At 60.4% G+C, this 12,888-nt stretch carries 12 protein-coding genes and 1 pseudogene; 5 read left to right on the plus strand and 8 right to left on the minus strand.

Annotated features, from left to right (window positions below):
• Positions 1 to 19 precede the first annotated feature (19 nt).
• From Q7C33_RS06255 to Q7C33_RS06265, 3 genes and pseudogenes are all read right to left on the minus strand, one after another.
• A pseudogene (locus tag Q7C33_RS06255) lies at positions 20 to 204 on the minus strand (hypothetical protein); the annotation flags it as partial.
• Positions 205 to 301: 97 nt separating this feature from the next.
• Positions 302 to 877 (minus strand): hypothetical protein, encoded by a 576-nt coding sequence (locus tag Q7C33_RS06260; protein WP_030139288.1) that lies wholly within the window; start codon positions 875 to 877, stop codon positions 302 to 304.
• A gap of 95 nt (positions 878 to 972) precedes the next feature.
• Positions 973 to 1,401: a DUF3757 domain-containing protein gene (locus tag Q7C33_RS06265; RefSeq protein WP_407683013.1), complete on the minus strand. Its 429-nt coding sequence runs from the start codon at positions 1,399 to 1,401 to the stop codon at positions 973 to 975.
• A gap of 306 nt (positions 1,402 to 1,707) precedes the next feature.
• Between Q7C33_RS06265 and Q7C33_RS06270 the strand changes: the two genes are divergently transcribed.
• A complete protein-coding gene (locus tag Q7C33_RS06270) occupies positions 1,708 to 2,277 on the plus strand; it encodes a DUF2780 domain-containing protein (RefSeq protein ID WP_030139286.1) in 570 nt (189 codons plus the stop codon).
• Here the strand turns inward: Q7C33_RS06270 and Q7C33_RS06275 are convergent, their stop codons facing one another.
• Complete coding sequence (locus tag Q7C33_RS06275; RefSeq protein WP_030139285.1) at positions 2,278 to 3,165, minus strand: acyltransferase; 888 nt, start codon at positions 3,163 to 3,165, stop codon at positions 2,278 to 2,280.
• A gap of 346 nt (positions 3,166 to 3,511) precedes the next feature.
• On the opposite strand from Q7C33_RS06275, the gene rloA2 reads away from it, so the two are divergent.
• The 4 genes from rloA2 (at position 3,512) to creD (ending at position 7,792) form a co-directional block, all read left to right on the plus strand.
• A complete protein-coding gene (gene rloA2, locus Q7C33_RS06280) occupies positions 3,512 to 4,018 on the plus strand; it encodes a retropepsin-like aspartic peptidase RloA2 (protein WP_217860505.1) in 507 nt (168 codons plus the stop codon).
• 69 nt (positions 4,019 to 4,087) lie between these two features.
• The gene (gene creB, locus Q7C33_RS06285) at positions 4,088 to 4,768 is read left to right on the plus strand and encodes a two-component system response regulator CreB (RefSeq protein ID WP_217860504.1); all 681 of its coding nucleotides are present in this window, start codon (positions 4,088 to 4,090) and stop codon (positions 4,766 to 4,768) included.
• On the plus strand, positions 4,768 to 6,186 hold the full coding sequence (gene creC / locus Q7C33_RS06290) for a two-component system sensor histidine kinase CreC (RefSeq protein WP_407683014.1): 1,419 nt from the start codon (positions 4,768 to 4,770) through the stop codon (positions 6,184 to 6,186). Before creB ends, creC begins: the two co-directional genes overlap by 1 nt.
• Positions 6,187 to 6,418: 232 nt before the next feature.
• Complete coding sequence (creD, locus tag Q7C33_RS06295) at positions 6,419 to 7,792, plus strand: cell envelope integrity protein CreD (protein ID WP_030139281.1); 1,374 nt, start codon at positions 6,419 to 6,421, stop codon at positions 7,790 to 7,792.
• A 198-nt stretch (positions 7,793 to 7,990) separates the two neighbouring features.
• On the opposite strand, the gene Q7C33_RS06300 is transcribed toward creD, so the two are convergent.
• The 4 genes from Q7C33_RS06300 to Q7C33_RS06315 all read right to left on the minus strand — a co-directional run bounded on the left by Q7C33_RS06300 (position 7,991) and on the right by Q7C33_RS06315 (position 12,681).
• Positions 7,991 to 8,620, minus strand: a complete 630-nt coding sequence (locus Q7C33_RS06300) for a glutathione S-transferase (protein ID WP_202334994.1) — start codon at positions 8,618 to 8,620, stop codon at positions 7,991 to 7,993.
• A 97-nt stretch (positions 8,621 to 8,717) separates the two neighbouring features.
• Positions 8,718 to 8,897, minus strand: a complete 180-nt coding sequence (locus Q7C33_RS06305; RefSeq protein WP_225936074.1) for a hypothetical protein — start codon at positions 8,895 to 8,897, stop codon at positions 8,718 to 8,720.
• Entirely contained in the window at positions 8,894 to 10,024 is a 1,131-nt protein-coding gene (locus tag Q7C33_RS06310) for a PepSY-associated TM helix domain-containing protein (protein WP_407683015.1), read from the minus strand. The genes Q7C33_RS06305 and Q7C33_RS06310 overlap by 4 nt, the downstream gene beginning before the upstream one ends.
• A 230-nt stretch (positions 10,025 to 10,254) precedes the next feature.
• Positions 10,255 to 12,681: a TonB-dependent siderophore receptor gene (locus tag Q7C33_RS06315; RefSeq protein WP_407683016.1), complete on the minus strand. Its 2,427-nt coding sequence runs from the start codon at positions 12,679 to 12,681 to the stop codon at positions 10,255 to 10,257.
• Between the last annotated feature and the right edge of the window lie 207 nt (positions 12,682 to 12,888).

Here is a 12,888-nt window from a genome sequence, read left to right on the forward strand (position 1 = left end):
AACGGCTTGCCCTTGCTAATCAGGTAACTGCCGTAGCGGTCATGGCTTGCGCCTGTAGCCTGCGTCCGATTACATCCAGTAAGTCGCATCCGTCGCGCAGCGGAATGGATAACAACAAGGCGAAATCGTGGAGCACGACCGCGTCCGAGCTAAGCTCTTCGCGAAATGCGATGTTTTCCCGCAGTGGGTCACGGCGCGAATACGGTTCCGATGCAGTCGTGGCGAGGGAGCTTGCTCCCGCTGGGGTGCGAAGCGGCCCTCACTTTTCAAAACGGGAGGGCGAGCTTTGCACTCGCCACGGTCATTCAGGGGCCTTCGGTGGCAGGACCCGCTCGCAGAACTCAGGATAAAATCCACGGGCGCTAGGGCCACGGCAATAATCCTGGGCCTGGGTCAAGGCCTCGCGGCTGAACACCATGCTTCGCGGCATGCTGGCGAACGTCACGTAGCCGCCCTGTCGCGTCTTGATGGCGTCGAACCCCGACATGTCGTAGACCAGTTCCACGTCATCATCGACAAGCATCCGTGCCTTGATCGTGACTTGCGTGTATTGCTTGCCGCCGGGGGCGCCATTGAGTGCGGCCAGGCCATGGCCAACCACACGCAGCATGTGATCGACCCAAGGTTCTGACGCCTGCGTCGCAGCGTCTGGACGGTAGAGCACGATCAGGGCTTGCTGGTCGCGTATGACTTCGGTCAGGGCCGGGTCCGAGCGCTTGATGCGATGTTCAACAGTCAGCCAGGACTTCTGTTCCTCACTGGTGTCGTCGGCAATGTCCGGGTTGAGGGGGCCGCGTTGGCATTCGTTGACACCCAGGACGATGAGCATGCCTGTCAGGATAACGGCGAGTGTCGCACCGCCAATTTGTACGTTCATAGGCGAACTCTGGGAGAAGAAACCGCACTTTACGGGAACTGCGCCGGGAAGGGCAGGCCGAAAGCTGAAGCAGGTGGACCATAACCCAATCGACCCTAATCAAAGTTGACTTGGAAATAATCGGCGGTTATCAATTGGCACTGGTTGACGTCCTGGTTGTTGCAGGTGTTATCCCGCCACGCAGAGTAGGCCGGTTCTTGAACGCTCGAATATTCAAGTATCAAGTTTATTTCGCCGTATCTGCATGTGACGGTCGTAAGCGTGGGAAGTCCCTCGCCATTATTTTCAACATGCAATGCATAATTAGCACCCTTGAATGACAGCGATTGTGGGTTAACTGCATCCACAACGGATTGGCTCTGCCACTCGAACGCATTTTGTTCGTCGACAAAATAGATGTCTTCTACCGCTTCGATGTTTCGATGTATGTTCGCGGCGGAAGGACAGGTTATTTCACTCGCATGAACCTGGCCCATAGTCAACGATAATAGTGCGGTGCTGCCGGTCCATAAGATTTTTAACATCGCGCGCCTCCTGGCTCGGTCCGTAGCCATTATTGTGGCTGTCTCCGGGGCGGGCTACTGTCAGAGTTGACAGGTCGTCATGTCAATTTTGAATTATGTATGAATATTTAACAGCTAATTGCTCAGGTTATGAGTTGTTTAAGTTAAAAGCTAAAACTTTCCGAATTGTCTGTAGGAAGTTTCTGAAGATGCTGTTGAAGCTTATTAAGTTAATGATGGAACAATTCCCCGATGCCCCAGTCCAACGCTCGGTTTTCGCGCCGCTTCCTACGAAGCGGCTTTTTAATGGCAAGAGGGTATGTCCGGATGAAGGTTTCACGCGGTTTTGCACTGTCTTGCCTGCTGTCGTTGGCGGCCAGCCCGGTCTTTGCGCAGTTCAGCCTTGGTGATGCGGCCAATATGATCACGGCCATCCAGGGCGACGAGCAGGAGGGCGCCGTGGCCGCTGCGCCGAAAGCGGCCGGACTGCTCAATTCGCTGGGCTCGGAACTCGATATAACCCCCGAGCAGGCCATCGGTGGAGCAGGGGCAATGCTGGGGTTGGCGAAGAACCGCCTCAGCGAACCGCAGTTCTCCGAGTTAAGCAAAAGCGTGCCGGGGCTGGACCAGATCGCCGGCAACAGTGCTATCGGCGGGCTCAACGGCTTGGGCGGCTTACTGGGCGGCGGGTCGGAAAAGAACGCCTTGCTCGACGGCCTGCTGGGGAATGTCAAGGACACCAACGACCTGAACAATGCCTTCGGCGCCCTGGGCATGGACAGTGGCATGATTGGTCAATTCGCCCCGATTATCCTGCAATACCTCGGTCAACAAGGCGTAGCCAGTTCGTTGTTGCAGAACCTGGGCGGCATCTGGGGGAACGGCGCCGGTCTCTGATCATTCGGGCTCGTTGCGCAACGTGGCGATGCGTTGGTCTTTCTCGGCCCAGAGCTGGTTGACCCAATCCTGGACGTGTTGGCGAAACACCGGGTCGTTTTCGTAGTCGCCTTGCCATAGCGTGGGGTCCAGCTCGCGAGTCTTGATGTCGATGATGACCCTGGGCACGGCGCCGCTGATCAAATTCCAGAAGCCGGGGATTCGTTCCTGCGGATACACCACCGTCACATCGAGCACCGCGTCCAGTTGCTCGCCCATTGCCGCGAGCACGAACGCCACGCCGCCGGCCTTGGGCTTGAGCAGGTGGGTGAAGGGCGATTGCTGCGCCTGGCTCTTGGCTGCCGTGAAGCGTGTGCCTTCGAGGTAGTTCACCACGGTGACCGGCTGGCGCTTGAACAACTCGCAGGCGGCCTTGGTGATTTCCAGGTCGCGGCCAGCCAGTTCCGGGTTCTTCGCCAGGAAGGCCTTGGTGTAGCGCTTCATGAAGGGGTAATCCAACGCCCACCAGGCCAACCCGAGAAAGGGCACCCAGATCAGTTCTTTCTTGAGGAAGAACTTGAAGAACGGCGTGCGCCGGTTGAGGGTCTGGACGAGGGCGGGAATGTCGACCCAGGATTGGTGATTGCTGATCACCAGGTACGAGGTGTCGCCGCGCAGCCCTTCGCCACCGCGAATGTCCCAGCGAGTGGGGATGCACAGGGCGAAGATCAGCTTGTCGATTTCAGCCCAGGTCTCGGCGATCCACATCACCGCCCACGAGGCGTAGTCGCGAAAGCGCCCGGGCAGGATCAGCTTGAGCAGTGCGAACACCATGAGCGGCCCGAACAGCACCAGGGTGTTGAGCAACAGCAACAGGGTGACGAGACAGCCGGTGAGCAGGCGGCGCATAGACGACTCTTGAAAGCGGGTGGGCGGGCCATGATAAGCAAGCTTCGGGTGGTAGGCCAAATTGCGATGGACGAATGTTTCACCTTTTGGCCGGTATGCTGGGTGTGCTTGTGGCGAGGGGATTTATCCCCGTTGGGGTGCGAAGCGCCCCCGAAACCTGATATTCGGTATGCCAGACTGATTGAGCTGACTGCTCTGGGGCTGCTTCGCACCCCAGCGGGGATAAATCCCCTCGCCACAGAGGTAGTGCTTGGCTGGAGTTTCTCCTAGCCATTGCTACCGAAGTCAACCGAACGAATTCATCAGCCACGGTCTAAAAAACCACCCACACAGGAAGCCCTATTGCATGAAATCCCTTCTAGCCCTGCTTTCCCTGGTGGCCCTTCCTGCATTGGCCGCCGAACCCACGCTGTATGGGCGCTATGAATACATCGCGCTGCCGGAAATGGGCGGCGAAGTGCTCAAGGCAAAGATGGATACCGGTGCGCTGACTGCCTCGCTGTCGGCCAAGGACATCGAGACGTTTACCCGTGACGGCGATGATTGGGTACGGTTCCGCCTGGCGACCAAAGGCGCGAGCAACAAGATCTATGAGCACAAGATCGCCCGGATCAGCAAAATCAAGACCCGGTCCGAAGAGGACGAGGACGACGATGAAAAGATCGCACCCACCAAGCGTCCTGTGGTTGACCTGGAATTGTGCCTGGGCAACGTCAAGCGCACCGTCGAGGTCAACCTGACCGACCGCAGCAGTTTCAATTACCCATTGTTGATCGGCGCCAAGGCCCTTCGCGAGTTCGGCGCAGCGGTCAACCCGGCGCGGCGGTTTACCGCGGATAAACCGGCCTGTTGATTTCCCCGATTGACGTGCCCCGAGGCTTGGGGCACCGTTCCGGCAACTTTCCTGTCGGGCTCGGACGCCATGCCGCATATTCTGATTGTCGAAGACGAAGCCGCCATCGCCGATACGCTGGTGTTCGCCCTGCAGGGCGAGGGCTTTGACACCACTTGGTTGAGCCTTGGCGCCGCCGCCCTCGAGCACCAGAAGCACACCCCGGCGGACCTGATCATCCTCGATGTGGGCCTGCCGGATATCAGTGGATTCGAGACGTGTAAGCATCTCAGGCGTTTCAGCGACGTTCCGGTCATCTTTCTTACCGCTCGGGATGGCGAGATCGATCGGGTCGTGGGTCTGGAAATCGGTGCCGACGACTATGTGGTCAAGCCTTTCAGCCCTCGGGAAGTGGCCGCCAGGGTCCGCGCGATTCTCAAGCGAGTGGCGCCGCGACCGGTCGTCGAGACGGGAGCCGCGTTGTTCCAGGTCGATCATGATCGCGTGCAGATCAGCTATCGCGGCAAACCGTTGAACCTGACTCGCCACGAATTTCGCCTGTTGCATTGCCTGCTGGAGCAGCCCGAGCGGGTGTTCAGCCGCGAACAGCTGCTGGATGCACTTGGCGTGGCCAGCGACGCCGGCTACGAGCGCAGTATCGACAGCCACATCAAGAGCCTGCGCGCCAAGTTGCGCCTGGTCAGGGCCGAGGCCGAGCCGATCCAGACCCACCGGGGCCTTGGCTACAGCTACAGCCCGGGGCACAGTTGATGTCCCTGGGAATCCGTATTTTCCTGGTCTACGTGCTGTTTATCGGCTTGACCGGCTATTTCGTGCTCAACACGGTGATGGAAGAAATCCGCCCTGGCGTGCGCCAGTCCACCGAAGAGACCTTGGTGGACACGGCCAACTTGATGGCCGAAATCCTGCGGGACGATTTCAAGGCCGGGACGCTCGGCCAGAATCGCTGGCCTCAATTGCTCAAATCCTACGGAGATCGGCAGCCGGCGGCGACGATCTGGGGCCTGCCGAAAAACCAGGTCAGCCATCGTATCTACGTCACCGATGCCAAGGGGATCGTGGTGCTGGACTCTAGCGGCGTGGCGGTGGGCCAGGATTATTCGCGCTGGAACGACGTCTACCTGACCCTGCGCGGCCACTACGGCGCCCGCTCGACCCGCAGCGATCCGGATGACCCGGCGTCTTCGGTGATGCACGTCGGGGCGCCGATCCGTGACAACGGCCAGATCATCGGCGTGGTCACAGTCGCCAAGCCCAATAGTTCGCTGCAGCCTTATATCGACCGTACGGAGCGGCGGCTGCTGATCTACGGCGGCGGGTTGGTCGTGCTGGGCCTGTTGCTGGGCGCCCTGTTGTCGTGGTGGCTCAGCGCGGCGTTGCGCCGCTTGACGGTATATGCCCAGGCGGTCAGCCAGGGCCGTCGGGTTGAGGTGCCGCATTATCGGGGGGGGGAATTCGAACAACTGGCCGGCGCTGTCGAGCACATGCGCACGCAACTCGAAGGCAAGGCGTACGTCGAGCGATACGTCCATACGCTGACCCACGAACTCAAGAGCCCGCTTGCTGCGATCCGTGGCGCCGCCGAGCTGCTGCAGAGCGACATGCCCGCTGCCCAGCGACAACGGTTCGTCAGCAACATCGACAGTGAAAGCGTGCGCATGCAGCAACTGATCGAACGCTTGCTCAACCTGGCCCAGGTCGAGCAGCGCCAGGGGCTGGAAGAAGAAGTCCCGGTGCCGCTGGCGGCGTTGCTGGACGAAGTGTTGGAAGCGCGTGGTGGCTGGATCGAAAGTCGCCAGTTGAGGATCGAACAGCACATCGCCGCCGATCTGGCGCTGACCGGAGAGCCGTTCCTGTTGCGCCAGGCCTTGGGCAACCTGTTGGAAAACGCCCTGGATTTCACGCCTGCCAACGGACTGCTGCGGGTCAGCGCCGAGAGCACCGGCAGCCGCGTCGAATTGCGCCTGTTCAACCAGGCCGAGCCGATTCCCGACTATGCCTTGCCACGCCTGAGCGAGCGTTTTTACTCTTTGCCTCGCCCGGGTACCGGCCGCAAGAGCACAGGCCTTGGGCTGAATTTCGTCGAGGAAGTGGTGCAGTTGCATGGTGGTGAGTTCAGTATCGGCAATGTCGAGGGCGGGGTGGAAGTGGTGCTGCGGTTGCCCTGAAACCCCGTTCTAGGAAATGAAATACAGTTGTGGCGAGGGAGCTTGCTCCCGCTGGGCTGCGTAGCGGCCCCGTTTGCGACTGCTTCGCAGCCGAGCGGGAGCAAGCTCCCTCGCCACAGGTTTCTCTTTGGGTCGGATAACTTCTACTCTCCACACAATCTCCACATTCGCCCCATAAACCCCCCACACTGCCGCGCCAGACTCTCCCCCATTCGAACAGGGAGAGCCTCACATGAACCGCAGTCTCGCTATAAAACTGGGCATGATCGCCCTCTTGATCCTCTTGCTGATGATCCCGCTGTTGATGATCAACGGCCTTATCGACGAGCGCCAGGAATTGCGCGATGGGGTGTTGCAGGACATCGCCCGCAGTTCCAGCTACAGCCAGCAATTGGTCGGGCCGATGATCGTCGTGCCGTATCGCAGGGACGTGAAGGTGTGGAACACCAACGAAAAGACCGGCGTGCGTTTCCTGGAAACCGTCCAACGAAGTGGCGAGTTGTACTTCTTGCCGGAGCAATTCGAACTCGACGGTCAGATCCGCACCGAAACCCGCGCCCGGGGCATCTACGAGGCGCGTCTGTTTCATGCCGACAACCGGATCGATGGCCGCTTCAAGGTGCCGGAGCACTATGGTGTCGCCCCCAAGGATTTCGCCGACTACCGCTTCGATGAACCGTACCTGAGCGTTGGCATCAGCGACATTCGCGGTATCGAAAATGCGCTGACCCTCACGCTGAACCAGAAGACCGTTGATTTCCTGCCTGGCTCGCGCCTCAGCTGGTTGGGGCAGGGTGTGCACGTGCCGTTGCCGATGATCACTGCCCAGGGCAGCCCCGAGCTGACTTTCGGCTTCGACCTGCGCTTGCAAGGCACTGGCGACCTACAGATTCTTCCGGTGGGCAAGACCACCAAAGTGCACCTGTCCGCCGACTGGCCGCACCCCAGCTTCATCGGCAACTACTTGCCGGTCAATCGCGAGATCAACGAGCAGGGTTTCAATGCCGATTGGCAGACGTCGTTTTTCTCCACCAACCTCCTGGAGACGCTTCAAGCCTGCGTGCCCACCGATGGCTGTGAAGCGTTCCGCAGTCGTGCGTTCGGTGTGAGTTTCGTCGATCCGGTGGACCAGTACCTCAAGAGCGATCGAGCGATCAAATATGCGCTGCTGTTCATCGCGCTGACCTTCGCCGGGTTCTTTCTCTTCGAAGTGCTCAAGAGCCTGGCAGTGCACCCGGTCCAATATGCGTTGGTGGGCGTGGCCCTGGCATTCTTCTATCTGTTGCTGCTGTCGCTGTCGGAACACATCGGCTTCACCTTGGCGTACCTGGTGTCGGCCAGTGCCTGCGTGGTTTTGATCGGATTCTACGTCTGCCATGTGCTGCGTAGCGTGGGCCACGGCCTGGGCTTTTCCGCGGGGTTGGCGGGGCTGTATGGCTTGCTCTACGGCCTGTTGAGCGCTGAAGACTACGCGTTGCTGATGGGCTCGCTGTTGCTGTTCGGTCTGCTGGGCGTGTTCATGGTGCTGACCCGCAAGCTGGACTGGTACGGCGTGGGCGCGAAACCTGCGGCGGCGATGAGCTTCGATCTGGGAGAGGTGAAATGAGCCGGTCGTTGGGGCTGCGTGAGGATCAGCGAGAGGGAGAAAAGTTGGTGATGCTGATTGCTGGGTTGTTTCCTCTGGATCCGGTGCGCTGCCATCGCGAGCAAGCTCGCTCCCACAGGGGATCCCGGTGGTCAAAACAAAGCAACCCAATGTGGGAGCGAGCTTGCTCGCGATGAGGCCGGATCAGTCAATGCAAAACTAAACCCTGGGCACCGTCTCGGCCATTGAAGGCCGCAGGCTCACCTCGGCAAACCACGCCGCCAACTGCGGATTGGCCTTGCGCCATTCCAGGTCCGGGTGGCGCAGGTCCAGGTAACCCAGGGCACAGGCGACGCTGATGGCGGCGATGTCGAAATGGCTCGCCAGTTCGGCAATCGCCTCGGCTTCGAGCATGCCCACGGCGCGGCGAATCTTGTCCCGTTGCGCATCGAGCCATTCGTCCCAGTGTTTTTCCGCAGGGCGCAGCGCGGTCTCATAACGGATCATCACCGCCGCGTCCATGATCCCATCGGCCATTGAGGCCAGGGTCAGGCGCCGCCAGCGTGCCGCGCCATCCCGAGGGATCAGCGGGTTGCCGACGTGCTGGTGGTCGAGGTAATCGAGGATGACGCGGCTGTCATGGATTACCGTTCCATTGGCCAGGCGCAGGGCCGGGATCTTGCTCAACGGGTTTTCGTCGATCAACGCGCGGTCCGGCTTGACCGGCGTGAGTTGGCTCAGTTGCAACGCCACGCGGTCTTGCTGGCCGGTTTCGTGCAGCAGCACCAGGACCTTGCGGACGAAGGGCGAAGCAGGGTTGTGAAACAGCGTCATGCTGGGGGTGGACATGTGGGGCATCCTCGATTAACGGGCTGGGCCTAGACTAGTCAGTTACGGAACGGCTGGCGAGTGCTCGGTTGAGTGGTGAACCCTAGTGTGGCTGGGGCTATCCGCGCTTGATCAAGCCCCAAGTCCCCAGCACCGTAGGGACTCCCAATCCAACCCAACTCACGGCATCCCACGCGCCATCGCCCAACAACGCCGAAAACAGCCCCGCCGCGCTCAATGCGCCAATGACCACGGGAATACCAAACACCTTCCAGAAATTCGACTGTCGAGGCCTCACGGAGCGACCTCCGCGCCGACGGTTGCGCGCTTGGCGGCCTTGCGCCGAACGACCCACAGATAAACGCCACTGCCCAGGACGATGATGGTCAGGATGTCCAGGGTCGCCCAGAAGATCTGCATCGGCCGGCCGCCGTAGTCGCCGAAATGCAGTGGCAGGGACAGGCTCATCATGTCCATGTACCAGGGCCGTTCAGCCACGGCGGTGACGTCCAGGGTGCTGGCGTCGATCAGGACCGGCGTCAGCAAATGGGAGGTCAGGTGGGTGCTGCCTTTCATGAACACGCTGTAATGGTGTTCGCTGGAAAACAGCGTGCCGGGGAACGCGATGAAGCTCGGCTCCATGCCTGGCGCGACGTCCTTGGCGATGTCCAGCAAGCGGGTGGCCGGCGCCAGTTCGGTCAATGGCGGGGCGTTGCGATAGGGCTCGACCATGGCGCTGAGACTGTCATTACGCCACGCGGCGATGATCAAGTCTGCGCAAGCGGCGATCACACCGGTAACGCCAACGGTCAGCGCCCACACCAGCGTGACGACGCCGATCAGGTTGTGCAGGTCGAGCCAGCGCAGGCGCGTGGATTTGTCCTGGCGCACCGTGGCGAATTTCAAGCGGCGCATGAATGGTAAATACAGCACCACGCCGGAGACGATGGCGATCACGAACAGCAAACCCATGAACGCCAGTAGCAACTTGCCCGGCAAGCCAGCGAACATGTCTACGTGCAGGCGCAGCATGACCATCATGAAGCCGCCGTTGGCCGAAGGCATTTCGAGGGCTTCGCCGGTGCGCGCATCGAGCATGAACGTGTGGGATGAGTTGGGTTCGGTGCCCGGCGTCGGCGCCATGATGGTGATGATGCCGTTGGGGTCGTCCTCGTCCCAGCCAAAATACTGGACCACCTCGCCCGGGCGATGGGCCTTGGCTTTTTCCACCAGTTGTTGCAGGTCCAGCGGCGGCGTGCCGGCCGGCATTTCCCGAAGTTCCGGGGCGTCGCCCAGCAGATGCTCGATTTCGTGATGGAAAATCAGCGGCAAGCCGGTGATCGCCAGCATCAGCAGGAACACCGTGCAGATCAGGCTGGTCCAGGTGTGGACGAAGGACCAGCGGCGGATGGTTTTGCTTTTCATGATCGGTCCGAATGCAAAAGGGCACCTGTAGTAATAGCGCGGTTCGCTTGGCGGGTACTCATTGTGGCGAGGGAGCTTGCTCCCGCTGGATCGCGGAGCGGTCCCAAGCTTTTTGGGGCTGCTACGCAGCCCAGCGGGAGCAAGCTCCCTCGCCACGGTTTTGTGCCCTTACATGAACCGTGTTGCATCCAGCGGGTGCCTCTAAATAGGTTTACGCAAATGCTAACCGTTTACCATTTGTAATTCACGCTGGCGACGACGTTGCGTTGGTCGCCGTAGTAGCAGTAGGAGCCGTCACAAGTGGACAGGTAGTCCTTGTTGAAGAGGTTCTTCGCGTCCACCGCGACCGTGACGCCCTTGAGGGTCTTGTTCAAACGACCGAGGTCGTAATGGGCCGAAGCGTCATACACCGTGTAGGACCCGACATGCCCCCAATCGGTGTTGGTGGTGTTGCCGTAGGTATCGCCGACATAACGCACGCCGGCACCGACACCAAAACCGTCCAGCGGGCCGTTGTGCCAGGTGTAGTCGGCCCACGCGGTGGCCTGGTGACGCGGTACCTGGGCCATGCGCTTGCCTTCTTCGGCCGCGGTGCCCTTGGTGATCTCGCTGTCGTTATAGGTGTAGGAACCGATCAGCTTCAGGTTGTCGGTCACGTCGCCGGAGGCTTCCAATTCGACGCCGCGGACGCGAACCTCGCCCACTTGGCGGGTGATGTTGTTTTCGGTGACGGAGTTGTTTTTTTGCGTCAAGTCGAACACCGCGGCGGTCAGCAAGGTCTTGGTGCCGGGTGGCTGGTACTTGATACCCGCTTCGTATTGTTCGCCTTCGGTGGGCTTGAACGCTTGGGTGCTGTTGACGGTAGAACCCGCTGCCGCCTGGAACGATTGCGCGAAGGAAATATAAGGCGTCACGCCGTTATCGAAGACATAGCTCAGCGCCGCGTTGCCGCTGAATTTCTTGTCGCGCAGGGTGTCGGTCGCGTTGTTCTGGTTGTGGAATTCGGTGCTAGTGTGAATCCAGTCTTCACGACCGCCGAGGGTCAGGCGCCAATTGTCCAGGGCGATCTGGTCCTGGATATACAGACCAGTCTGGTTGGTCTTCTGGTTATAGTCGTACATGGTGAAGTACTGGACGTTGGAAAAGTCCTGCCCGTAGATCGGGTTGTGGATGTTGCTGTCGGGGACGCCGTTGGAGCCCCAGAGCCATTTTGAATTTGCATTGGAGCGCTGGTGGTCCAGGCCCAGCAGCAAGGTGTGGCTCACTGCTCCGGTCTGGAAGTCGGCTTGAATGTTGTTATCAACGGCGAACTGACTGACATCTTCGTTGACGATCCCGGCGCTGCGCTTGACTGTCCCGTCGGGACTCACTGCCTGATCAGGTGGGAACGTCCCCGCTGTAATTCCCTGGAACTCGAGATCACTCTTGGTATAGCGCAGGTTCTGGCGGAACTGCCAGGTGTCGTTCAGGCGGGTTTCAAAGGCATAGCCCAACGCGTAATAAGTACGATCGTAGAATTCCCAGTCCGGATCGCCCAGGTTCTTGTGATGGGAAATCTTGCCCGCCGGCGAGGACAGCTTGGTGCCTTGCAATGGCAGGAATTGCCCGGTGATGCCGGTGTCGTCGCGGGTGTATTGCGACAGGAAGGTCAGGTGCGTGTCGTCATTGATATTCCAGGTCAGGCTCGGGGCGATGTTGTAGCGCTTGTCCGGGATGTGATCGACCTGGGCGTTGCTGTCGCGCACGGTGCCGCTGAGTCGATAAAGGAACTGGCCGTCGTCATCGACCTTGCCGGTGCTGTCGAAGTTGATCTGCTTGTGCTCGTAGCTGCCGGCCTGCAATTCGACTTCATGGCTGCTTTCAGATTGTGGGCGACGGCTGACCATGTCGAGCATGCCGCCAGGCGGCGTCTGCCCGTAGACCGAGGAGGCCGGGCCACGCAGCACGGCGATGCGCTCAAGGTTCCAGGGTTCGATTTTCGGCGTGACGTAGTTGCCCTTGGGCAGCGGCAGGCCATCGAGGAATTGGGTCGGCACGAAGCCGCGCACCAGCAGCCAATCGTTACGTGAGTCCGAACCGTAGCCGCTGCTTTGCACGCCGGCGGTGTAGCGCAAGGCGTCGTTCAGGTTGAGGACGGAGCGGTCGTCCATCTGCTGGCGCGTGACCACCGAGACCGAGCGCGGCAGCTCGACAATCGGCGTATCGGTCTTGGTGCCGGCGGCGGTGCGGGTAGCGGCGTAGCCCTCGGTCGGCCCCCACGCGGTTTCGCTGACGCCTGCGCCGATCACGCTGGTTTCCGGCAGCATCAGCACTCCTTCAGGCGCGGCCACCAGGCTGAAGGTGCCGGCGCTGCTTTGTTCCAATTGCAGACCGGTGCCCCGCAAGGCTTCGCGCAGCGCGCCAGTGGCGTCGAACTGACCCTGGACCGGCGCCGACGTCTTGCCGGAAGCCAGGGACGGATCCAGGCTCAGGGCGAGGCCGGCCTGGCTGGCGATCTGGGTCAGGGTGCTGGCCAATGGCGCAGCGGGCAGGTTGTAGGCGCGCAAGCTTGAGGCCTGCTCGGCGGCCAGCAGCGTGGCGCTGGTCAACGGGGCGGCAAGGGCAATGGCAACGGCCAGCAGGCTGGGGCGCAACAGGGTCTCAAGCGGGCGGGACATACGGCGGCTCCTGAATGGAAATATTTCTCAATTGCCTGTGTGCCGGATGAAATTCGGAAAGTGATAGGGCTGGATGAAAATAATTTAGATTAAGATTGATATCGGTGGCTTTGTGCTGGCATCCATGGCTCCTTCGCGAGCAGGCTCGCTCCCACATGGGAATGCAAACCCTTGTGGGAGCGAGCCTGCTCGCGAAGGGGCCATTAC

It is taken from the genome of Pseudomonas sp. BP11-1-1, assembly GCF_052112105.1.
Lineage (GTDB): Bacteria > Pseudomonadota > Gammaproteobacteria > Pseudomonadales > Pseudomonadaceae > Aquipseudomonas > Aquipseudomonas alvandae.